Here is a 21364-nt window from a genome sequence, read left to right on the forward strand (position 1 = left end):
AGACCTTGGTTCTTATCTGTTGCAGGGGCGCAGCGCGTCAGTAACCAAGATGTCTGCAACTTAATTCTGCCGAGCACTAGTGTACCCACAGAAACCTTTGCCTCAAGCACCTCAAAATAAGAGGATTTCAGAGAAGGTGTGTCTAAAGAAGATACTGTGTAACAGATTTTAATAAGATATTAATAACCTGTAACCCAACAACCCTATTACACGGAACCTATGGCGATTGAAACGGTATCTGATGTTTTACTGGATGATCTTTCGGAGGGACGTCGCCTGAAAGCTTTGGCTGCTTTAGTGTTTCTGTGGAGTGTAACGGTGATGTTGCACTGGGCAATGTGGGGCGCGCAAGTGGTTTGGGCCGTTACTGGGCTGGTTGCACTTTATATGGTGCGCATTGTGAGTGCTAATGCTACTTATGCCATTAGCCCTAATCGGGCTGCCGTACCGTCTGCATTGGCTGAACCGGACTGTCCGCCTGTTTCCCTGCTAGTGGCCGCTAAAAATGAAGAGGCTGTCATTGCCCATTTAGTGGAGTCTCTCTGTAATTTGGACTACCCCGAAGATCGTTATGAGCTTTGGGTAATTGACGATAACAGTGATGATGATACCGGCAGAATATTGGACGAGTTAACCCATGAGTATCCCAGGTTAAGGGTTCTGCACCGTGGCCCAGAGGCAACTGGGGGCAAGTCTGGTGCGCTTAACTTGGCTTGGCCAAGGGCTACCGGAGAAATTTTGGCTGTATTTGATGCTGATGCTCAGGTCCCTGCTGATTTATTGCGTCGAGTGGTGCCGCTATTTGCCAATGATCGCACTGGGGCAATTCAAGTGCGCAAGTCCATTGTTAACAGTGCCACTAATTTTTGGACCCAGGGGCAAGCTGCTGAAATGGCTTTAGATCGTTACTACCAGGAGCAAAGGTCAGCCCGCTGTGGCATTGGAGAACTGCGGGGCAATGGTCAGTTTGTGCGCCATACGACCATCGCTCAATGTGGTGGATGGAATGAAATGACCATTACCGATGATTTAGATCTGACCGTTCAGTTGCATCTACATCAGTGGAATATTGGTTTTTTGGATATGCCAACTGTGGGTGAAGAAGGGGTGACTAGCGGTGTCGCTCTCTGGCATCAGCGTAATCGCTGGGCTGAGGGGGGCTATCAGCGTTATTTAGATTACTGGCGGTTACTTGTCCGCAATCGGCTGGGCTGGAATAAGTCCGTTGATATGCTGATGTATTGGATATTGCAATATATGTTGCCGATTGTGGCACTGCCAGACTTTATTGTTGCGATCGCACTGCGCCAGCCACCTGTGTTTGCTCCCCTAACGACTTTGGCGGTTGGTGTATCGTATTGGGGAATGACCATGGGCATATACCGCACTCAAAACGTATCATTACCCATGGCAATGGTGCGGGCAATTAAAGGCACCTTATATATGACCCATTGGGTTGTGGTTATGGCTTTTGCAACGACTCGTATGGCTGTACGACCAAAGCGGCTGAAGTGGGTCAAGACTATCCACGCTGGTGAAACGGCCAGTGCCTAATGGGTGAAGCCGACTTTATAAAATAAAGACTGGCGTAAAGACTGGCGTTATGAGTCTAAAGAAAACGTTGCAATGCTTATATCGCAACGTTTTTTCACGTTTTTTACTGACTAAATCGGTTAGCGTTGGGACATACCCATCTATTATCTGGTTTAATCCATGACACATTTCACGTTGTCGCTACCCAAGCTGTCTCCACGACAGTTTGCTTGGGATAGTGCTGTTCTCTTTCTTGCAGTTTTTTGGATTGGTGGTAGCCTGATTCTCGATTTTGTGGTCATGCCGATGCTTTATATGAATGGCATGATGACTGCTCCGGGGTTTGCCAGTGCTGGCTACAGTTTATTTGAGCTCTTCAACCATGTGGAAATGCTTTTATCAGGGTTGATCTTAACTGGGGTGTTGGCCATGCGCCAGGCCCATGCTGAATACTCCGTTGAGGTTAGCGGCAGCCGTAGCCGATGGGCGTTGCTGTTGGCGATTAGTTTGGTCGCGATCGCTCTGACCTATACCTATGTATTGACTCCCTACATAGGCTCTATTGGCATTGTTTTGGATATGCCAGGGACCATTCACATCATTCCCCATGCTATGGTCTGGATCCATGGAATTTACTGGGGTTTGGAAGCTATCAAAGTATTGATTCTTGGATTTCTATTGCGTCTGTGCTATGTCGATATTGCTGCTCAGTTTAGTGAGTAACGTGAGTCAGCCTATCCGTCGGTTTCCCCATCAGGCCACAGTAAGCGGATTGCTAGTAGTGCAAACCCAATAGCTGCAGCGCCTTTAACAATTTGCGTTGGTAATATTTGTGCTGTGCCTTCTCCCAATAAAACCCCTAGGAAGCTAGCGAACACCAGGGCACTGGCAGTCCCCAAAAATACGGCCTTAGGTGATGACGAGCTACCCCCTAAGGCAATGGCTGCCAGCTGACTCTTATCACCTAATTCTGATAGGAAGACGGTGATAAAGCTAACGCTGAGTAAGTTCCAATCAAATGACATGATGGCAATAATTCTCTAAAGACCAATAACTTCAGCCGTTAAGCCGACGGAAATAATTAGGAGTAAAATCCCAGCTAAGGTGTCCAAGGTTTCAGGGGAAATCCGACGCGCTAACCATTGGCCCACTATTACTCCCACGAGGCTCGTTGAAATCAAAGCTAACGCTGCTCCTACAAATACCGTAAGTGGCTTGTGGGATTCAGCGCTAATTAACAAGGTTGCAACCTGTGTTTTGTCTCCCAATTCCGCCAGAAAAATTGTGACGAATGTTGAAAGAAAGACGCCCCAAAAGCTTGCTTTGGCTTGGGGCGTCTTTTTTGTGGGCTGCTCAGTGCCCGTAGGCTGTATGGAGGTGGAGGATGTCACAGAGAAGTCTTTCATATTTGCTTCATTATCTGTCAGGAAGATTGCAAGAGCAAGGGTTAGGAGAACTATGAGCTATGTTTTTTAGCTGTCTAAAGTGGCATGCATGCTCACATGCCCCCCTTAAACAGCAACTGAACGCTCAAAATAAAACCATTACTTTTTTCAGTCTTCTATGCCGACAGCAGCTACAAACCTATCCAGTTCTTCACTTTTGTTGCCATAGACGCCACTAATTTGTTCTTGACAGCAGTCGATGGCAAAGTCATTGAGTGCATCCTCAGTGACCCCAAACATTTGCTCAAACGTGTCCGCCTGTACACGGCAAAAGCTGGGACGCTGGTCGTAAATCATACATACACGCTGTTCTGTGTCGTAATTGATGCACCAACCGTCTGGACCCACCAGGCCCATATAAACTTTTAGCTGTTCTGGCGTGAGATAGTCGGCTAAATTCGGTCGATCGGCTGGGGTGAGATTGCAGCAAGCACCACAGGTTTTTACACATTGCCACGTGGCCATATTGTCTTTGTCCTTAGCGGGATGAGGCTTATACAAGAATAAAGGGCCAGGGGATTAGACGTCTGACCAGGTTTGTTATCAAAGTTTTTGGAATTTTGTAAACTTTCTTAAAAGCGGTGGGATCGAACCAGGTAAAATGACGGTGCGCTTGTGTGCGCAGAGGTCACGGTTAGTTGATTATCGGAGGTTCAATGGGTCTTCTGGGTATCTTGGGTCTGGGTTTTCTCAGCAATATTGATTTTCTGGTAGTGGCTCAGCTCACTGTCTTGGCAATGGTAGTTATTTCTGGTCCAGCAATCATCTTTTTGTTGGTTGCACGAAGCGGCGATCTTTAGTCATCATCAAGAACCCGGTTTATGTAGCAGATAAAATGCTCATGATTTCAAATTTGCTAGAAACCGGGTTCTTGATGGTTAAAGGCGCTGAAGTAGAATAAATTCTGCGATCGCAAGATCCATAGGTGTAGTCACCTTCAAATTAGTTTCTTCTCCTTCCACAATGTGGACATTGAGGCCACATTTTTCAAATAAAGCAGCATCGTCAGTGACAGACCAACCCTGGGTTTGACCTTTTTGGTGAGCTTCTTTCAGTAGTGCAACATCAAATCCCTGGGGAGTCTGAGCCGCCCACAGATGAGAACGATTGGGGGTGGCTTCGATGATGCCAAAAGTATTGACTTGTTTGATGGTGTCCTTGACGGGCACCGCTGCAATAAATCCCTTGCAAGTTGCAAACGCTGCGGTACAGCGATCAAAAAGCGCTGGAGTAGCGAGGCAGCGAGCTCCATCATGAATTAGCACCTGTTTTGCGTCCTCAGGTAAGGCCTGTAAACCATTGCTGACCGATGTCTGGCGAGTATCTCCACCACGGATGAATGATACTGGCTTATCTATTTTCAGTTGAGTAACAGTCTCTTGAAACACCGGCTCATCCATGGCTTGGCAAATAATGCCGATCCATTCAATACTGTTGGCAGCGACCGCAGCCTTTAGGGTCCATCCCATAATTGAATGATCGAGCAGGGGTAAAAGCAGTTTGTTGCCGTCAGCACCCATGCGTTTGCCACTGCCTGCTGCCGGTATAAGTAGGTGCATTACTGTCTCCAAAAAATATTTTAAGGACGCATGTGAACGTTGCCTGTTGAGGTAAGAGATGCAAATTTTTGTCACCCCATCGGTGTTTGTCACCCCCGGTGTTTGTCACCCCATCGGCACCCTACATCCTCTCAAAAATCTTAACCAAGGAATAATTTTTACAATTTCGCGGTTTAGTGACCTTTCTTCAGCATTAGCGCTGCCAGCTTAATCTAGAATGAGTAGCGAAGTATTCTCCAAAGTCCATGCACGTCCTGGCTTTAGTTCCTGGTGGAATTAGCGATCAGCTTCAGTTTTTTCCAACGTTAGCAACTATTCAAGAAATTTATCCCAGCGCTGAAATATCAGTGGTCGTGGAGCCCACGTCTAAATCAGCTTACCGGGTGTCTAAGGCTGTTAGTGAAGTCATTCCGTTTAACTATCGAGGGCAAAATAGTCCGGCTGATTGGGCTAATTTGCTGGGTATTATTCGCGATCGCGAATTTGAATTGGTTCTCTCAGCTAGTGATCGTTGGGAGGAAGGTGTGTTGCTTTGGCTGAGTGGTATTCCCACTCGAGTTGGCTATAGCAACGCCCAAGCTCCATGGCTTTACACCAATACCGTGACCGCTGACAAAGAGCCGTATCAAGCCAGTCAGTACCAGGCGCTTTTAGAAGGCCTGGCAGAACCCTCTAAATCTGCGCCCATTGCCCTCAATGTGCCAGCAGGGGATATTGCCTGGGCTGACGAACAACGTCAAGGCTTGAATTTGTCGGGTAGCGGCGGCTACGTGGTTGTGTATCCTGGCCTGAACGTGCAGGCAGATTCCTATCCTTTAAGTAGCTGGCTTAGCATTGTGGATGATTTTCAGTCTAAACAGCCACAGATGCCGATTGTGCTGTTGGAAACTCTCGATAGCGAAGAGTTAGTTGCCACGCTGAGTCGTCAGCGTACGCTTAAGGCCGTTAAGGTGGAAAATCTTGGGCAGGTTGCCGCTATCCTAGCTGGCGCTGATTTAGTGATTACTCCTGATAGCTATATCAGCCAAGTATCTATGGCTCTTCAGGTATTTACCCTCGTACTGCAGACAAAACTGAGCCAGGCCTTACCAGTTGTTGAGGGCGAAACACGGATCCTAGGTGTGCAATCGGCGACAGAGCGGCTAGCTGATCTAAAGCCAGGGGATGTTTTACAAAAAGTTTGGGGTGGTTAACCTTGGGTATACTCAAGAACGTTTGATAAAGCATTGCATCCTATAGCAACGATGACTCGTCTTTCGAGGAGAAAGCTTAAGACTACCCACCATGTCTAACGGCACGTTAGATATCTTTCGATAGGATGACCCTACTGAGTGGTAGTCAAAGAATAGTTTCATCAAGTTTTTTATAAATCATTTAGATGAGGTAAAACCATGGATCGCGTTAAGTCTCAAGCTGCTGTGGTGTCTCAACTACTTTTTGATCCCAAGACGGCAGACACGTATAAGAGTGTTTTTGTATTGACGGGGACCATCATTAAGGAGTTAGCTCTTTTAGTTTGGTTAATTATATGTTCTGTATTTGTATTTTTTGCTTGGTTTGGCGATATAGCTCTTAACTCCGGACAGAAAATGCGAGCATGGTGGGACACTCAACAGGCAGAACCAGTGGATGGTAACCAGGCTGCTGCGGCTACTGGTCAAGCATTTTTGGAAGTTAGCCAAAATGGAGCTAATTTTCTATTAGATAAAGCGCGTGAGCAGCTTGGTCTAGAAAAAATTGAACGTCCTGCTAAAGCCGATGTAACTGTTAAGTCTCCAGCGAAAGCGGTTGCTAAGAATGTCTCAACTACGGCTAATGCTGTTGCAGGCGGGGGGGCTGCTGTTGCCAAAGATGCTCAAGCGGCCGTTGAAAAAGAAGCACCGCAGTCAAAAGCAGCCTCGGATACCTCTGTGGTTGAGAAGCATTAGATGCCGATAGCTGACTATTAACAGTGACGGATAAAGGTTGAAGTTACTGTTGTTTATGTATAAAAAAGGCTCGCTTCAAAAGCGAGCCTTTTTTATGGGGTGACATTGTTCTCCAAACCAGATGGCTTTGCAGGGATGGCTTCCAAGGTTCTAATATCAGTCGCTAAATAATTTAATGACTCGGCGACAGTCATAGCTTCTTTGACCGTAAGGTTACTGCAATCGCCCTGGCCATAGTCTTGGGCGTTTATTAAACCGGCTCCTATTAAGCGGTAGAAGCCATCCTCACCCGTTAGCCAATCGGTAAATAAATCGGGCTCTGGTAATTCTCCACTTTCACCATTAGGAAATTTACCGTGGTAAAGACGATAGCCTTCTCCAAATAGCATACTGTCCAAGGGCTCTTGATTTTCTAGAGAAATATCATTGGTTCCACTGGCCGCATATTCGATGGCAAAACAACGCTGTTGGTCGTCTCGATATACCAACCAATAGTAGGGTGTGCTAGTTTCTGATGTTTCACCGACTCCATAGCTGGCCAAGGTCATATTGGGTGTTAGATATGTAGGGATCACGATATTTACACCGAGATTGACCAGCTGATTAGTCACGTCAGGCGGTATCTGTGCCAAATAGGAGTTAGACGGTGGCGGTGGCGGTGCCTGGGTCTCTGGTGGCGGTGGGGCAGATGGATTTTGTACGTTGGGAATGTCCGTAGCTGGTGGTGTGCGTTGGCAACTGGCTAGCAGAACGCAGAACGGCAAAATTTTTCTGACTATCCAGCTAGGGTAATCCCTATGGGCAGATTGTCTCAAACCAGCCTTCGCCAGTCCCTTCGTTAATTGCATTGGTTATCTGTCGAAGGTAAAGGTCTCGTATATCAAGGGTTTTACCATAGCTTGTGGGCACCTCAGTAGGGAGCACCGCTACGGTGGGTGAAACAGTAGCCACCTCCATCTTTAGGTTGGGCTAACAGATCATCGTCGGGATATTCTGCGTGGTCGCCAGGGGTACGATCGCCAATTTCAAGGTATGTTGCGATCGCACTCGAGTGATTAATTAAATGGTGACCATCGGGCACCCCAGCTGGAAACCCAGCCATCATGCCCGGTGTGAGTAATGTTTCTCCAGCCTCAGTTACTAGTGTGAGTTCTCCTGAAACCATGTAAATAAATTCATCTTGGTGGCTGTGCCAGTGCCTCAGGGCTGACTGCGCTCCAGGCGCTAACGTGGTCAAGTTAATGCCAAAATTAGTCAGCCCAGCCACATTACCCACGCGTTGCTTAGAGCGTCCTGTCACAGCAGCCTTGAAAGGTACTGGATACCCAGTACCCTGGCCAGCGGGCACCTTAGAAAGGTCGATGATCATAGGGCCAATATATATAAACAAATTGTAGGGGCGTTGCATGCAACGCCCCTACGACCAAATCTAATCGGCAACTTCAGCCATTTCAATGATTTCGCCATCATAGTCTTTGACCAAGAAATTGAGGGGTCTTTCACTCCGAATCTTATGGCGCACTCTGTTGGCCTGCACCTGCATGAGTAAAAGTTCGAGGCAGTCTCGATCAAAACAAACGTGGCGTTGACGATCTTTATGGCCACGGCTGGCACCTGAGATAACGTGTAGCTGAGTATTTTTTTTCAGCTGATACCAGAGGCCATCAGGGCTGTTGCCCAGTTCTGTGGGACGAGGCATAGAGCCCATGCCCATCATTGGATCTAGCCCTGTCCCCATGGTTTGCTCGTAATTGTAATAATAGTGGAGCGGCACATCGGCAGCAGACAGGCCTAGCATTCCTTCATAAAACTGTTGGGCAATATTTAAGTCAGAAACCATCACCGTATGCACCTTAGGGGCGCTGGTTAGAAACATCCACATCGCGCCTGCATAGGCCACCAGCAGCATCACCATAATGCCTTGGGTAGAAACGAGGCTATCGAGGGGTAGCCCTTGCCAGATGGAGGCCAGTGGTGATGAAAAAATGATGGCGCAAAAATCCATGGGCAGTATTCGGAAAGAGGGTGCTGTTAGCTTAAGTAGAGTTAGGACACTGGGATTGACCTTAGTTTATCAAGGCTCAAACCGACTAGCTGCTAGAAAGATGCCGGGTTAACCGATCCTTTACCGTATGTCTGATAGGGCAATTTACGGTAGGTGTTCACTAGTGTCAGCTTGGGGTTTATCTCCGAATCTTTAAGATTCGACGGATCCTGGGTATAGTAGTTGCTATTTATACGGTAGTCTCAGTTTGGTTAATGCCAGTCTGTCTATTCTGCCGATGATTGGCAAGAGCGCCGTTTTCAGTACTGTGGATATTCCTAATTTTCCTGAATGTGATCATGCTGTCGTCAAGTCGCTTTTTGAGTACAGTGACTACGACCTAGTGCAGCAGCTTAAGCTGCATCCCGAAGACGGCAAGTACTTTACCGCTGTGTTCTGTCGCTACAGTCCGGTGGTGTATACCCTGATTCGTCACTCGGCTCGCTCTACAGTGCAATCAGAGTATTTGTTTGCACTGACATGGCGGCATATTCTGTATGAATTGAGTGGCCTTGACTTGCCAGCTAAGCCTCCAGAAAACTTTTCTTTGCAAGCTTGGCTCGTGAATTTGACAGCGGCCTGTATTAATCAAGCTGCTTTGCCTGATGTTGAAGAGATTCACTACAACTTGCAAGAAGCTTCGCCCCCACTCTGGTGCTATGTTACTCAGGCACTTGAGCAGCTTCAGCCTCTACACCGTTTGGTGATTGTCATGGCGCAGACATTTCGGTGGAGTGATACTCGAATTGCTGCCTATTTACAGGCTGAGGGGCAGCGTATTTCCCCTAAATCTGTGAAAACCTTGTTGACAGATGCTCAACAATCTTTGAGCAAAGCGTTACCACGTGATATTCAGGTGATTTACTTTGGGGATACTGAAACTGTAGCGGAGGAGAATTTGGCAGAGGATTTGTCAGAGCTATTGGATGTATCCGATCTTGACTTAGAACAGCCAAATCTAGCTTCTGAAGCTTGATCGCTCTAGTTTTTGGGCGCTAGTGTTTTACATAGGGAGAGATCTGGTCGTGCACTGCACAGTTCGATTTGGTTACGGGTTCGTGCTGACGGCGTTGCTGGGTATGCCAGCAGCCTATGCCCAAGGGACGCTTGATGACCAGCTGCGACAGCCGGTTAACCGAGAGGCCATTAATCAGCGACGCGACGTGGCTGATCAGTTGTTCCGTTTGGGGGACCGCCAGGCGGAACAGGCAGACTATCAGTCGGCACTGCGTGCCTGGCGTCAGGCCGTAGAACTCTACTATGAGATTGGCGATACCGCTTCCATGGAGCAGGTCTATGGCAAAATTGGCAGTGCTTATGCCCAGCTGGGTGACTATACCGGGGCTGAGACGGCTGTGCGTCGCCAGCTTGCGATTGCCCGGGACAATCAAAACTTCAGTACCCAAATATTTGCTTGGAATACCCTGGGAACCTTGCGATTGCAGCGGGGGGGAGTGGAGTCTGCCATCCAATCCTATGAAGAAGCCTTGAACATTGCCTACAGCATTCAAAACTTTGAAGGCATTGGTTTGTCCCTCAGTAATCTAGGGTTATTGGCCTTTGCCCAAGGAGAGTATGACGCTGCCATTGAATATTACGAACTTGCTGGCAACTACCGTATTCGGGCCGGCAACTTGGTAGGCCGTGCCAATACCAGCAACAATCTCGGTGATGCCTATTTAGCTCAAGGTATACAGGGTAAAGCTATTGGCGCGTATCGTCTAGCCCTAAGCTATGGACGTGATAGCAATGATGTCACATCACAGCTCCATGCCATTGATGGTCTAACTGATGTTTATAGCGCTAGACGTGATTGGAACCAGGTGCGTACTTACCTGGATGAACGTATTGCCCTGACGAGCAATAGTGATAATGATTGGTTCAGATTAGTCACCTATAAGCGTCTAGGGGAGTTTTATGAGGCTACAGGGGAGCTAACGTTAGCCCGAGACCAGTATGAGCGAGCTTATGAGTTGGCACGTTTACTAGAGCAAACTAATCTCGAAGTGGAACTATTTAACCGGTTGTTGAATTTTTAGAGCCTGGGGGCAGTAATAATTAATGCGATTTGACCTGATCAGTTTATTTCCCGACTTTTTTACATCACCCCTCAACTCTGGACTCATCGGCAAGGCACTACAGCGGGAGATTGCTCAGGTTCACATCACCAACCCTCGGGATTTCACCACTGATAAGCACCATAAGGTTGACGACGAACCCTATGGGGGGGGCGTCGGGATGGTGATGAAGGTTGCTCCAATTGTGGCAGCTCTTGAGAGCCTACCCCAGCAGGCTCGCCGTGAAGTGGTGCTAATGACTCCCCAGGGGGAGCCCATGACTCAATCTCTGTTGTGGCAATGGTCAACGAGTCTTGATCAACTCGTGATTATCTGTGGCCATTACGAAGGTGTGGATGAACGCATTCTGAATGTAGTCACGCGGGAAGTGTCCCTGGGCGATTTTGTCCTCACCTGCGGTGAAATTCCAGCCCTGGCATTGCTCAATGGTGTCATTCGATTGCTGCCAGGCACTGTGGCAAAACGAGATTCTTTGCATTACGACAGTTTTGAGTCTGGTTTGTTGGACTATCCCCATTACACTCGACCGGCTGAATTTCGAGGCTGGACTGTGCCAGATGTGTTGCGCTCCGGTAACCATGCTGCCATTGCCCAATGGCGTCGCCAGCAACAGATCGAACGCACTCGTGAGCGTCGCTGCGATCTTTATGAGCGTTGGCAGCAGCAACAGTGGGAAAATAAAGATAATTAAAGGCTGCTGCTGTCTGCTTCCGCATTGATAGTCACTAAGGAGTTTTCCATGGGTGTTCGCATTGGTAATGGCTATGACATTCACCGCTTAGGTCCAGAGCGACCCTTGATTTTAGGTGGTGTCACCATTCCTCACACGTTAGGGTTGTTGGGTCATAGCGATGCTGATGTGCTAACCCATGCAATTATGGATGCCATGCTGGGGGCCTTAAGCTTGGGTGATATCGGTCTCTATTTTCCCCCCACTGACCCTAAATGGAAGGGCGCTGATAGCTTGATGCTGTTGGACCAAATTTACCAAATGGTAAAAGAGCGAGGGTGGACCATTGGCAATTTGGACACAGTGGTGGTTGCTGAAAAGCCTAAGCTGAAGCCACATATTGCGGCGATGCAACAATCTTTGGCTGCACGGTTGGCAGTCGCAACCGACCAGATTGGTATCAAAGCGACGACCAATGAAAAACTAGGCCCTACTGGACGTGAAGAAGGAATCGCAGCCTATGCTGTAGTACTGCTTGTGAAGGCCTAGGGCGCAGTTGTGTTAAAAAGTTTCTAGGAACACATAATCCACCCTAAGTATTTTCTAAAATTTATAAGCGAGTGTTATCCGGATTCTGCAAAATTGTTATGCGTTAATGCACGCTTCAGCGCTTTTCATTAATAGCCTGGTGATCGAGGTGCATAAGAAAAGCGGATGCAACGTATTTGATGGTAACCAAGTAGGGTGTCAAGGTGGCTTATGAATGGCGTGGCTGTTGTAACTACTCTAGGTGGCGGATATAGGACCTGCGAGCTATCTGATAGTGAAGTTGGTCGATGTCGTTGGTTCTCTTCTATTCCACCAGAACGGATCGGTTTGCATGGGGAGTTTGATTATTATGGTTTATCTAAGCGAGTGTCCCACTGTCTAAGCAACTATGTGGATAATTCTGTAGAACGCTTGAAAGTCCGCCAGCGTGGGCGCGTTGTGGTTTTAAGTGGTCAACTAGGCTCTCCGTATAAGCTCAGTAAAATTGTTGACTTAGCCCTCTCTGTCGATGGTGTGGATGCGGTAGAAACCAGAGGTGTTGCTTTTTCTGAAGCGTTGTAGAGTTTTAAAGTAATGTCTTTGTATCTTGTTCGGGAGCGATGCGAAGTCGGATAAGAGACAGGGTCAAGATTAGGATGAAAAGTACCAAGCCAATAGTGCAGGCATAGCTCATCTCGAGGTCTACAAATGCTTGCTCATAGACGTAGTAAACGACGGTTTTCGAGCTACTACGGGGTCCCCCTTGGGTCATGATGTAAATTTCTTCGAATACCTTAGTCGCTGATATAGCGGAAATCACTGCCACAAGAAACATGTAGGGACTCATTAGCGGCAGAGTGATATCCCAGTGTTTTTGCCAGCGGTCAGAACCGTCGATGGCAGCAGCTTCGTAGAGATCTACTGGAATGCCCTGTAGGCCGGCCAGGTAGATCACCATGTAGTAACCTAATCCCTTCCAAATGGTGACTGCCATGACGCTAAATAGTGCCAGATTAGGGCTGGTCAACCAGGGAATGCGGATAGTCTGCCCGATTAAGCTGGACAGTACCTGATTAAATAGTCCGGTTTCGGCATAGAGCCAGCGCCAAGCGATGCCAGCGACCACCATAGAGATGACGACTGGGGTGTAATAGGCTACGCGAAACCAATTCATGCCCTTGAGTTTCTGGTTGACTAGAATGGCTAGGATCAGGGGTGCGATCGCAAGTATGGGCACTACGCCCATCAGATAAACCAATGTATTACCCAGGGTTTGCCAAAACGTTTCATCCTGCCATAGGCGCACAAAATTAGCCCACCCGACCCATCGCGGAGGCTGGGTAATGTCGTATCCATACTCGGTAAAACTTAAGTAAAACGCCTGTAACGCTGGCCAAAAGACAGTCAAACCGAGCACCAGTAACGCTGGTGTTAAAAACGCATAGGGAATAAACCAACGGGGAAACGGACGCTGCACTTAGTCTTATAGAAAACGTCGATAGTCTTGTCCTAAAAATAGGGCCCTCTCAGCATTCCGCCGCCGAGTTAAACCAGCCAATACTCTACCACCAGCACGATTCCAACGAGGGAACTCGTTAGCAGCTCCATAGATATCACGACGATTAAGCTTCTTCAGCAAGGTAGAGCTACGCAGAGCGCCAGAGCCCACGTTATAGGTAAACGATACAATGGCTGCAAACTGATTGTCATTAATTGATACGCGGACGGCTTGATTAACGGCTTTCTCAAATCTGTCTAAATCAGTTTTAAGTAATGCCTCGGCTTGTGCCTCAGTAATTTCCTGCCCTGGTTTTACACCTCGGGTGGTGCCATAGCCAATGGTCCATACGCCAACGGCATCTTGATAGGCCTTGAGCCTTAACCCTTCAAACGATTTGATCAAACCTACACCGCTGGCATTCGTTTGTCTTGTGCTGCTACCGCCGCCACTGGTGGGGGGACTGGTGGGGGGAACCACTTGCCTTGGCATGGGCTTAGGCTCCGGTCCAGTTTGGGAAACTGTCATTCCTCGGGGGGAATCAGCTCGTCTAAACCACGATTTCATGCCACTAATATTGAGCACTTTTTCGTTAGGGTTTGACTTAGAAGGATATTTGGAGATTTTGGAGATGTAGTACCCCCCCTGCATCAGATAGATAGCCTTATCCGTTTCCTTGATCCAAGTGCCCATAAAAGTTTCCCTTGGTTGTTTTTACCCAGACTTTACTGTATCTAGATGACTAGAATAAAAAAATAGAAATATCACGAAATTTTAGCTTGCCCATGGTTACAACGTCGGTTTTCTCTGAAATTACTAATCAACCCGTTGTAAAACGCTTAGCTAATGGTCTAACGATTATTGCTGAGCAAATGCCGACGGCTGCTGTCAACCTGAATATTTGGCTGGGGGTAGGTTCTCGGGTAGAGTCTGATGCCATCAATGGTATGGCTCATTTTCTGGAGCACATGATTTTCAAGGGTACGCCTCAACTTCAATGTGGAGAATTTGAGCGCTTGATTGAGGAGCGTGGGGCAATTACCAATGCTGCCACCAGTCAGGACTATACTCATTACTACATTACGACGGCTCCCAAGGATTTTGCGAAGCTAGCTCCGCTCCAGGTGGAACTTTTGCTCAATGCCAAGCTGCATGACGGCGATTTTGAACGTGAGCGGCCTGTCATCTTAGAAGAAATCCGTCGCTCAGAAGATAATCCCAGGCGGCGTGTATTCCAGCACTCCATGGCCTTAAATTTTGAGCAGCTTCCTTATCGGCGCACTGTTTTAGGGCCAGCATCAGTGATTGAGCAGCTATCTGCTGAGCAGATGCGAGATTTCCACCAGCGTTGGTATCAACCTCAAAATATGACGGCTGTGGTTGTGGGCGATTTGCCCACCGATCAGCTAATTTCTATTGTGGAACAGAGTTTTGAGCAGGCTTTAGCGAATCGTCGTCAACAAGCTTTGACAGGCCCCTTGGAAGGTGTGCCAGCCAGTACGCCTGAATCTCCCTTTGAATCGATTGCGCGGGTTGATTACGCCGACGCAACGCTACAGCAGGCTCGCTTAGTACTGAGCTGGCGCGTACCCGGGTTACGACAACTGTCTGAAACCTATGCATTAGATGTTCTAGCCTCAATCTTGGGTCAGGGGCGCACCACTCGCTTGGTTCAGGATTTACGGGAAACTCGAGCCTTAGTGAATAGTATTTCCACCAGTAACATTACCTATGGTGAGCAGGGGGTGTTTTATATCTCTGCTAATTTGGCGATTGAGCAGCTAGATACGGTTGAAGCGGCAGTTTTAGAACATATTCAGCGTCTTCATGAGGAACCAGTCAGTGGGGCTGAGCTCAGCCGAGTGCGGACCCAGGTAGCTAATCGTTATGTGTTTGGTAATGAAACCTCTAGCGATCGCGCCAGCATGTATGGCTATTACCACGCAATGACAGGCGATATTGAAAATGCACTGAACTATCCAACGGCTATCAAAACAATTAATGCAGAGACCGTTCAAGCTGCCGTACAGCGCTATTTGCCCATTGATGCCTATGGCGTGTTGAGGTTGTATCCAGAGGCTAATTAGATAATAAATGCGTTAATAAGTGCGTCCGCTGCGCCAGGGAGTAGGACATTCACTGGGTATTGTCTTGGGGGAGGTTAGGGAGTGAGGGGGCTGACCTTAACCATTTGCTTGGGTGGAGAATAATTGTAGTGTTTCGAGATAGAGGGTATGGCTGAGGTGTGGTCTGAGATTGCGGCTCAGATTAGTCGCGTGACTGGTCAGTCCTTTCGGGTAGAGCGGACACGATCTGTTGGCGGAGGGTGTATCAACCAGGCCTATGGTTTAAGCGATGGCCAAACTACATTTTTTGTAAAGTTGAATCAGGCTAGCAAACTGGCCATGTTTGAGGCTGAGCTGGATGGCCTCAAGGAAATGTATAACAGCCAGACTATTCGGGTACCGCAGCCAGTTTGTTGTGGATTGGCCGGAGCAAATTCCTACATTGCAATGGAATGGTTAGATCTGGGGAGTCGTGGCGCAGCCTGGGCAACCATGGGGCAACATTTGGCAGCCATGCATCGCATATCTAGCGACTTGGGGTTTGGCTGGCACCGTATCAATACCATTGGTGAAACTCATCAACCCAATGACTGGCAGGAAAGCTGGCTAGTGTTCTGGCGAGATCAGCGGTTGGGGTATCAGTTTCGTCTGGCTCAACGACGGGGGGGGGCTTTTCCTCAGCAGGATGCGCTGCTAGCGGCTTTGCCTGAGCTGTTGGCTGGTCATGATCCCATGCCATCGCTGGTGCATGGAGATTTGTGGTCTGGGAATGCGGCGATTACAACGGCAGGTGAACCGGTGATTTTTGACCCGGCTACGTACTATGGCGATCGCGAAGTCGATCTGGCAATGACAGAGCTGTTTGGCAGTTTCCCAAGGGACTTTTACGATGCCTATGAGGTAGTTTATCCGCTGTCAGAGGGCTATCCCACGCGTAAAATTCTTTATAACCTTTATCACATACTCAATCACTTCAATCTATTTGGCGGTGGTTATGCATCGCAAGCCAACCGGATGATTCAACAGCTGCTTGTTAAAGTGAGGTGATATTTGTGGACCTACTTTTCTTGTTGTAAAAGAAAAGTAGCCTTTAATGGCGAATCTAGGTTAGAACGCGACGAGAATTTGATATATTTAAGTTCGGCAATTCGGCGGCATGGCCAAGTGGTAAGGCAGAGGATTGCAAATCCTTTATCCCCAGTTCGAATCTGGGTGCCGCCTTTAACGATTCAAAACTCATATAACTAGCCTAGTCCACGTCGTAATAGGTGGCATTAGCTCGTTTGGGACGAACGGGCGGTGGTAGAAACTCTTGCTCGTAGTACCGATAGCCAGCGGGGGGAACGGGCATTTGGAAAGGGTATACCACTGGAACGGTGCGTTCCTCACGGCGACGTCCCGAAATTAAAATCATGCAGAGGATAATGACGCCCCCGCCTGCAACCATTACTAGTAATAGGCCACCACCAATCCATAACAGGGTGGTTTGAATATTATTACTACTATTGGATGTGTTTCGCTCAGACTGGGCCGCAGCTAGCTGACCATTTTGGAAAGAAAGGGTATCGACCGAACGCTGATATTCCCTGAGCTGTGACAGAACTGCCCGTGTTTCTTCCTGCTGCTGCTTGAGTTGATTCTCTAAGTTGCGAGCTAGCATTTCTTGCTGTACTAGCTGGTTCTCTAGCTTGGCGGTTAAGTCGCGCTGTCGATCTAGCTCTTCTTTAATGTCTTCATTGAGACCCTCATTAACTGTCTGTATCGGTGACTGAGGGACCGGAACCACGTCCTCTAACGTCGTGGAGCTGGATTGTGCTTCGGGAGAGGATGTCTGAAACCCAACTCGTGCTAATAGCAATACTAAAACGGCTACCCCGGTCGTTGCACACCCAGCAACGAACGCAGTGGTATCAGTCATAGATGATTTGGGTGACATTAATTAACAACTGCCCCCGACAGTTCACGACTATTATTGAGCTCTGTCACGGCCTACGGCATCGGTTAAAACTAACGTTTGCGGTCTATTTCCGTGTTTAAACATCTTTCTGGACGACGTTCAAACATCTTGCTGGACGACCCTACACCCATAGAGGTTATCTAGGCTATGGTGTCAAGGTCTACCTATACTACCGCACGCGATTAAAGGAAAACCTTTATTCGAAAATGGTTTTCTCAAATGCGTTTAGTAATGCAACACCCCTGATCAAATCCACCGACTGGAAATGTACGCTTCAATGTACATTGTGGCATGGGTAGTATAGCCTATGAATTCGATAAAAACGTAATTGAAATCTAATTATTAAGTACTTTATTAAGTACCTGATAACCGTCTAAAAGCTATATAGCTGGTGACAACCTTAATATCAGGAAGAAATGCACCTGGGAAGTGTACTTTCGCTACAGTATGGCACGGTTTCATGGAATCTCCCCGTTTTTATATAGATCGCCTGACATTGTGGGGAAAGTGTAAAGAACAATAGATGAAAATCTAAGATTTTTATTTCATCTCTTTATGATTTCAAACTTGACAACAAAAGGTTAAATCAATAAGTAATAAGCTCTCTTCATTGGTTAGGCGTTCTTAGGATGAAGGGGTTATTTGAGGATTTGCTAGCTCATGGATATTGCTCCAGAAAAAGTAGTGCATTTATCAAATCGGGTAGATACCTTGCATCAGCTCCTTGAGCAAATAGACTGCAAAGTGTCTAACCTGCTAGTGCACCAGGATGCGGTTAGCGATGGCAGTAGTCGGCCTAAATTTGGTGTTAGTCCTCCTGCGCGGATGGTGGCTAACGGCTTAGACGAAGCCTTTGACCATAAGGACATTTTGAATGATGAACCCCACTTCGGTCTTGATCAGTTGACTGGTAATCAGTCGCTATCTCCCGAGATTCAAGTTCAGCGGCTGACGGCTCAGTTAACGGCTGCTTATAACCGTATTGCTGCGTTAGAGGAACAGCTGTTAGCCTATCGGGCACATTAAATCGTAGTGAATGCTATGGGTAGTTTGGAAGTTGCTAGGTTGAATGAGATCGCATCACTGAGTCGTGGGTGGTGGTGCGGATATTTGAAGGCAGCTTTCTAGCAATGCTTCCATAGCGTTTAAGGTCTGAGCTTGTTGCCAGGATTGATATAAATGTCCTGCAATCAGACAGCCCCCTGCTCCTACACCTTCCTTGACATACCCTTGTTCAAACAAGTTGAATTGCTGGTAACGTGATTGTTTGAAAGAAAACTGACTACTCATGATGGGGGGTGTTGGAACAGTATGGGCTAGTGTCAGAAATTTACTAGTCGCATCTTTCACGATCCACTGAGTTGTCCCGATAACGACATTGTTTAAGTTCCATGGGTATTGATGGCCTAGCTTTTGTAGCATTGTGTAAATAGCAATCATTTGGCTGCCGCCAGCGAGCAGCACACCGCTGTGGTGGCTGGCGGCTATGGTCATTCCCAAGACAAATGGCTGCATTGGATCGCCGACAGCTGCGATCGCATCCCATATACTCCACTGCTCACTGTCCAGAGGTTTTGCCATCAAGCCTGTTTTAATCAGTGCAGCTTTTTGATCGTGATTACAGGTCAGGTGGCTGCTCCCCATCAATCCAGCAACATTAAACCCGAGTGCTGTTAACACGGCTTGGGCGGTTGTGGTGCCTGCCACAACGCATTCGCCAATGATGAGATAACTATGGGCAAAGCGACGTCCCAAGGTTTCACCCCATTTCAGCCCCGCATTAAAGAGTGACCTGACACTATCAGGTGGGAGGGCCTGCCCAGAACTAACACAGCGAGCAATAGCTCCACATCCTAAATCTATGTGAGGAACGCTGGGAGTATGGGGCAGCCCCGCATTAAATAAATACACAGGTAGGGTCTGACCTGTGATCACTGCCCGTGTGAGTAAGGCTGGCGATACGCCTGCCGTCAGCGGAGGTAGCGGATACTGGGGAACTGAACTCGGTCCTTCATAGATAAATTCAGCATCAGCTACCGCTGTCATCATCCGTGCTTGAGGGCTATTACCCGCTGCTGAAATGCCCGTAACTAATGCTGTTTCAGTAAATCCTAAAACACATATATAGCAGGGCCTTTGTCCTTGATATCGCCGTTGCCACTGCTGGGTAATTCCAGTGTTGCTGTGGTGGGCAATTAGGGGGTAAGAATGGTACGAATCAAGCGGCATGGTAGGAGTGTAAATCTACTCCTCAAGAATTTGCTGTACCCATTGGGGAGGTGAGGGTATGGCGATCCCCATCCGCTCTAGCAAAAGCCATGCGGTCAAATGCACGGTGAAGAGATAGACAATGCTACTAAAGAACACCATAGATATGGCCACAATTTGAATAATGCCTGGGCTTAGTTGGCCGCTAGCTCCAAATCCTAGCAGGCCAAAATCTAGTAAGCGATTAGTAATCCAGTCAGTCAGCTGGATGACCTGAGCAACAAGATATCCCCAAAGGTCCTCACCGGCCATCCATGACAGCAGCCAGATCCGAAAGAAAATACCTAACGTAACGATGAATGCTCCTATGGGTAGTGAAATTAACCATGAGGTTTGATGTCGCCAGTGATACCCCAGCTGCACACCTAGTAAACCATAAGGAATAACGTATAAAAGACTGCGGGGCGGCCCAAGCAAAATCGCGAGTAGCAAACCGGATACCAAGGTTGTCATCCATGCAGAGCGACAATTCTGACGCAGGTATACGATGGCAATCGGCACCGGAAATAAAATGCGCAGCAATGGACCGGGTGGAAAATAGAGATTGATCAACCACATCAGGCTGGCAGCACTTGCCAAAAAAGCAGTTTCAACCATGGCAACAGGCCCTTTATCACTAGGGGGCGTCATGGCTTTCCGCATGATAGGAGGAACACGGGGTTCATCCTCATCTTCTATCCAAGGGCTATCTAGATCAATGTCGTCAAAGTTTGTGGAGTTGCTGTTTTCAGGCAAATCCGGCGATTGTGCCTCTGCCTGATAATCCTCTGGCTGCCCCATAGTGTTGAGAATGAACTCCTAACCAAAATTTTAATCGTTAGATAAGCAGGATGGCTAGACAAGTAGGCGGTCTAGGGCATCGATCGAAGGGATACGAATCACGTCCCGTTCCCGATTAATCAGCCCCTTCTTTTCAAGTTTGCTGAGCACACGAGTTACAGTTTCCCTCGCTAATCCGCTCAAGCTGCTGAGCTCACGATGGGGCAGGTTAGGAATTTCTACCCCCTGGGAGCCGAGGGTCCCCTGTCCGTCTGCCAGAAACAGTAAAACATCGGCAACGCGGGATTGGCTATCGGATTCTCGCAATCGCAGTCGACGGTTCACCTGACGTAACCGTCGTGCCATTAACTTCGCTAGCCGAATGCCTGCTTGAGGCTCAGTGTTAAGTAGGCTAACAAAATCTTGGGCTGGCATGCTGCCAATCATCGTGGTTGCCAGCGTAATAACATCTGTCGATCGTGGCACTTCTTCTAAGGGAGCCATTTCACCAAATAATTCACCTTTACCCAAAATGTTTAAGGTGACTTCTTTCCCATCAAGGTTATAAGTGCGAATTTTGACCCATCCATCCAAAATGAAATAAACCGAGTTGCCCCAGTCATTTTCCAACAGCAACACTTGGCCCGCAGGGTGGCGGCGCGTCACGATCTGGGCGGTTGCTTGTTTAACCGTAGCTTCAGGTAAGTCCTTGAAAAAGGGGGCCGCTACAATCAGACTTTCGCTAGCTGAATTATCTCGGGCACCGTATCTACTATCCATAGGGGGAGAAGCCACGGTTGGGTGGACTCAATTATGACGATAAAAAATCAACGGTAGAGGCTAGTTTTCTGGCTATAGACCAGTTAGTTGCAGGCTTTGGAAATTCTTAGCTTGCTAAGAGAATGGCTAAAACCCGCAAGACCTCAATGATATCTGGGAATATTCAGTAAACACTAGAGGCTACGATCCCAGACGCTAAAGTTTTAGGCTCTTTATATCAACCCATAGCTTACATAGCTTAATCGTTAAAA

General features: G+C 47.8%; 27 protein-coding genes and 1 tRNA gene. 15 read left to right on the forward strand and 13 right to left on the reverse strand.

Annotated elements, in window-relative coordinates:
• Positions 1-219 precede the first annotated feature (219 nt).
• Positions 220-1554: a glycosyltransferase family 2 protein gene (locus tag U2F10_RS20560; RefSeq protein WP_163662494.1), complete on the forward strand. Its 1335-nt coding sequence runs from the start codon at positions 220-222 to the stop codon at positions 1552-1554.
• Positions 1555-1713: 159 nt separating this feature from the next.
• The gene (locus U2F10_RS20565) at positions 1714-2256 is read left to right on the forward strand and encodes a DUF4149 domain-containing protein (RefSeq protein WP_163702579.1); all 543 of its coding nucleotides are present in this window, start codon (positions 1714-1716) and stop codon (positions 2254-2256) included.
• Between the two features lie 11 nt (positions 2257-2267).
• Here the strand turns inward: U2F10_RS20565 and U2F10_RS20570 are convergent, their stop codons facing one another.
• The 3 genes from U2F10_RS20570 to U2F10_RS20580 all read right to left on the reverse strand — a co-directional run bounded on the left by U2F10_RS20570 (position 2268) and on the right by U2F10_RS20580 (position 3443).
• Entirely contained in the window at positions 2268-2558 is a 291-nt protein-coding gene (locus U2F10_RS20570; protein WP_163702580.1) for a TMEM165/GDT1 family protein, read from the reverse strand.
• Between the two features lie 15 nt (positions 2559-2573).
• Positions 2574-2939, reverse strand: coding sequence for a TMEM165/GDT1 family protein (locus U2F10_RS20575; protein WP_163662488.1), 366 nt, complete (start codon positions 2937-2939; stop codon positions 2574-2576).
• Between the two features lie 147 nt (positions 2940-3086).
• Positions 3087-3443: a YkgJ family cysteine cluster protein gene (locus U2F10_RS20580; RefSeq protein WP_499873158.1), complete on the reverse strand. Its 357-nt coding sequence runs from the start codon at positions 3441-3443 to the stop codon at positions 3087-3089.
• A 191-nt stretch (positions 3444-3634) separates the two neighbouring features.
• Here U2F10_RS20580 and psb30 point away from each other — a divergent pair, with 191 nt between their 5' ends.
• Positions 3635-3778: a photosystem II reaction center protein Ycf12/Psb30 gene (gene psb30 / locus U2F10_RS20585; protein ID WP_006516248.1), complete on the forward strand. Its 144-nt coding sequence runs from the start codon at positions 3635-3637 to the stop codon at positions 3776-3778.
• Positions 3779-3856: 78 nt separating this feature from the next.
• Here the strand turns inward: psb30 and ispD are convergent, their stop codons facing one another.
• Positions 3857-4537: a 2-C-methyl-D-erythritol 4-phosphate cytidylyltransferase gene (ispD, locus tag U2F10_RS20590; RefSeq protein ID WP_499873159.1), complete on the reverse strand. Its 681-nt coding sequence runs from the start codon at positions 4535-4537 to the stop codon at positions 3857-3859.
• A 58-nt stretch (positions 4538-4595) separates the two neighbouring features.
• Between ispD and U2F10_RS20595 the strand changes: the two genes are divergently transcribed.
• The 3 genes from U2F10_RS20595 (at position 4596) to U2F10_RS20605 (ending at position 6465) form a co-directional block, all read left to right on the forward strand.
• The gene (locus U2F10_RS20595) at positions 4596-4748 is read left to right on the forward strand and encodes a hypothetical protein (protein ID WP_163662482.1); all 153 of its coding nucleotides are present in this window, start codon (positions 4596-4598) and stop codon (positions 4746-4748) included.
• Positions 4749-4782: 34 nt separating this feature from the next.
• Positions 4783-5730: a glycosyltransferase family 9 protein gene (locus U2F10_RS20600; RefSeq protein WP_499873160.1), complete on the forward strand. Its 948-nt coding sequence runs from the start codon at positions 4783-4785 to the stop codon at positions 5728-5730.
• A 198-nt stretch (positions 5731-5928) separates the two neighbouring features.
• Positions 5929-6465, forward strand: a complete 537-nt coding sequence (locus U2F10_RS20605; protein ID WP_163662478.1) for a hypothetical protein — start codon at positions 5929-5931, stop codon at positions 6463-6465.
• Between the two features lie 92 nt (positions 6466-6557).
• Here U2F10_RS20605 and U2F10_RS20610 read toward each other — a convergent pair whose 3' ends face one another.
• From U2F10_RS20610 to U2F10_RS20620, 3 genes are all read right to left on the reverse strand, one after another.
• Positions 6558-7313, reverse strand: coding sequence for a hypothetical protein (locus tag U2F10_RS20610; protein ID WP_163662476.1), 756 nt, complete (start codon positions 7311-7313; stop codon positions 6558-6560).
• Between the two features lie 62 nt (positions 7314-7375).
• Positions 7376-7873 (reverse strand): cupin domain-containing protein, encoded by a 498-nt coding sequence (locus tag U2F10_RS20615; protein ID WP_499873161.1) that lies wholly within the window; start codon positions 7871-7873, stop codon positions 7376-7378.
• 21 nt (positions 7874-7894) lie between these two features.
• The gene (locus tag U2F10_RS20620) at positions 7895-8470 is read right to left on the reverse strand and encodes a glyoxalase-like domain protein (protein ID WP_163662474.1); all 576 of its coding nucleotides are present in this window, start codon (positions 8468-8470) and stop codon (positions 7895-7897) included.
• Between the two features lie 277 nt (positions 8471-8747).
• On the opposite strand from U2F10_RS20620, the gene U2F10_RS20625 reads away from it, so the two are divergent.
• The 5 genes from U2F10_RS20625 (at position 8748) to U2F10_RS20645 (ending at position 12367) form a co-directional block, all read left to right on the forward strand.
• The gene (locus tag U2F10_RS20625) at positions 8748-9485 is read left to right on the forward strand and encodes an RNA polymerase sigma factor (RefSeq protein ID WP_250564877.1); all 738 of its coding nucleotides are present in this window, start codon (positions 8748-8750) and stop codon (positions 9483-9485) included.
• A 49-nt stretch (positions 9486-9534) separates the two neighbouring features.
• On the forward strand, positions 9535-10548 hold the full coding sequence (locus U2F10_RS20630) for a tetratricopeptide repeat protein (protein WP_163662472.1): 1014 nt from the start codon (positions 9535-9537) through the stop codon (positions 10546-10548).
• A 22-nt stretch (positions 10549-10570) separates the two neighbouring features.
• Positions 10571-11278 carry a tRNA (guanosine(37)-N1)-methyltransferase TrmD gene (trmD, locus tag U2F10_RS20635; RefSeq protein WP_163662470.1) on the forward strand — a complete coding sequence of 236 codons (708 nt, stop codon included), beginning with the start codon at positions 10571-10573 and terminating at the stop codon, positions 11276-11278.
• Positions 11279-11326: 48 nt separating this feature from the next.
• On the forward strand, positions 11327-11806 hold the full coding sequence (gene ispF, locus U2F10_RS20640; RefSeq protein WP_163662468.1) for a 2-C-methyl-D-erythritol 2,4-cyclodiphosphate synthase: 480 nt from the start codon (positions 11327-11329) through the stop codon (positions 11804-11806).
• Between the two features lie 219 nt (positions 11807-12025).
• Complete coding sequence (locus tag U2F10_RS20645; protein ID WP_163662466.1) at positions 12026-12367, forward strand: BON domain-containing protein; 342 nt, start codon at positions 12026-12028, stop codon at positions 12365-12367.
• 4 nt (positions 12368-12371) lie between these two features.
• On the opposite strand, the gene U2F10_RS20650 is transcribed toward U2F10_RS20645, so the two are convergent.
• Complete coding sequence (locus U2F10_RS20650) at positions 12372-13262, reverse strand: carbohydrate ABC transporter permease (protein WP_499867600.1); 891 nt, start codon at positions 13260-13262, stop codon at positions 12372-12374.
• Positions 13263-13268: 6 nt separating this feature from the next.
• The gene (locus tag U2F10_RS20655; protein WP_499873162.1) at positions 13269-13976 is read right to left on the reverse strand and encodes a lysozyme; all 708 of its coding nucleotides are present in this window, start codon (positions 13974-13976) and stop codon (positions 13269-13271) included.
• 92 nt (positions 13977-14068) lie between these two features.
• Here U2F10_RS20655 and U2F10_RS20660 point away from each other — a divergent pair, with 92 nt between their 5' ends.
• The 3 genes from U2F10_RS20660 (at position 14069) to U2F10_RS20670 (ending at position 16570) form a co-directional block, all read left to right on the forward strand.
• Positions 14069-15370: a M16 family metallopeptidase gene (locus tag U2F10_RS20660; protein WP_499873163.1), complete on the forward strand. Its 1302-nt coding sequence runs from the start codon at positions 14069-14071 to the stop codon at positions 15368-15370.
• Between the two features lie 147 nt (positions 15371-15517).
• Positions 15518-16396, forward strand: coding sequence for a fructosamine kinase family protein (locus tag U2F10_RS20665; protein ID WP_250564875.1), 879 nt, complete (start codon positions 15518-15520; stop codon positions 16394-16396).
• A gap of 103 nt (positions 16397-16499) precedes the next feature.
• Positions 16500-16570, forward strand: a tRNA-Cys gene (locus U2F10_RS20670).
• Positions 16571-16598: 28 nt separating this feature from the next.
• Here the strand turns inward: U2F10_RS20670 and U2F10_RS20675 are convergent.
• Positions 16599-17267 (reverse strand): hypothetical protein, encoded by a 669-nt coding sequence (locus U2F10_RS20675; RefSeq protein ID WP_163662459.1) that lies wholly within the window; start codon positions 17265-17267, stop codon positions 16599-16601.
• Positions 17268-17966: 699 nt separating this feature from the next.
• Between U2F10_RS20675 and U2F10_RS20680 the strand changes: the two genes are divergently transcribed.
• Positions 17967-18332 carry a hypothetical protein gene (locus U2F10_RS20680; RefSeq protein WP_163662457.1) on the forward strand — a complete coding sequence of 122 codons (366 nt, stop codon included), beginning with the start codon at positions 17967-17969 and terminating at the stop codon, positions 18330-18332.
• A 54-nt stretch (positions 18333-18386) separates the two neighbouring features.
• Here U2F10_RS20680 and cobT read toward each other — a convergent pair whose 3' ends face one another.
• Genes cobT through U2F10_RS20695 form a run of 3 tightly spaced genes read right to left on the reverse strand, consistent with a single transcriptional unit; the run spans position 18387 to position 21113 of the window.
• Positions 18387-19535, reverse strand: coding sequence for a nicotinate mononucleotide-dependent phosphoribosyltransferase CobT (cobT, locus tag U2F10_RS20685; protein ID WP_499873164.1), 1149 nt, complete (start codon positions 19533-19535; stop codon positions 18387-18389).
• Between the two features lie 15 nt (positions 19536-19550).
• Positions 19551-20354 (reverse strand): DUF2232 domain-containing protein, encoded by an 804-nt coding sequence (locus tag U2F10_RS20690; protein WP_163662453.1) that lies wholly within the window; start codon positions 20352-20354, stop codon positions 19551-19553.
• 54 nt (positions 20355-20408) lie between these two features.
• The gene (locus U2F10_RS20695; protein WP_006516227.1) at positions 20409-21113 is read right to left on the reverse strand and encodes a Crp/Fnr family transcriptional regulator; all 705 of its coding nucleotides are present in this window, start codon (positions 21111-21113) and stop codon (positions 20409-20411) included.
• Positions 21114-21364 lie beyond the last annotated feature (251 nt).

The sequence above is a fragment of the Leptothoe sp. EHU-05/26/07-4 genome (assembly GCF_043421015.1).
Taxonomy (GTDB): Bacteria; Cyanobacteriota; Cyanobacteriia; order Phormidesmidales; family Phormidesmidaceae; genus Leptothoe; species Leptothoe turfae.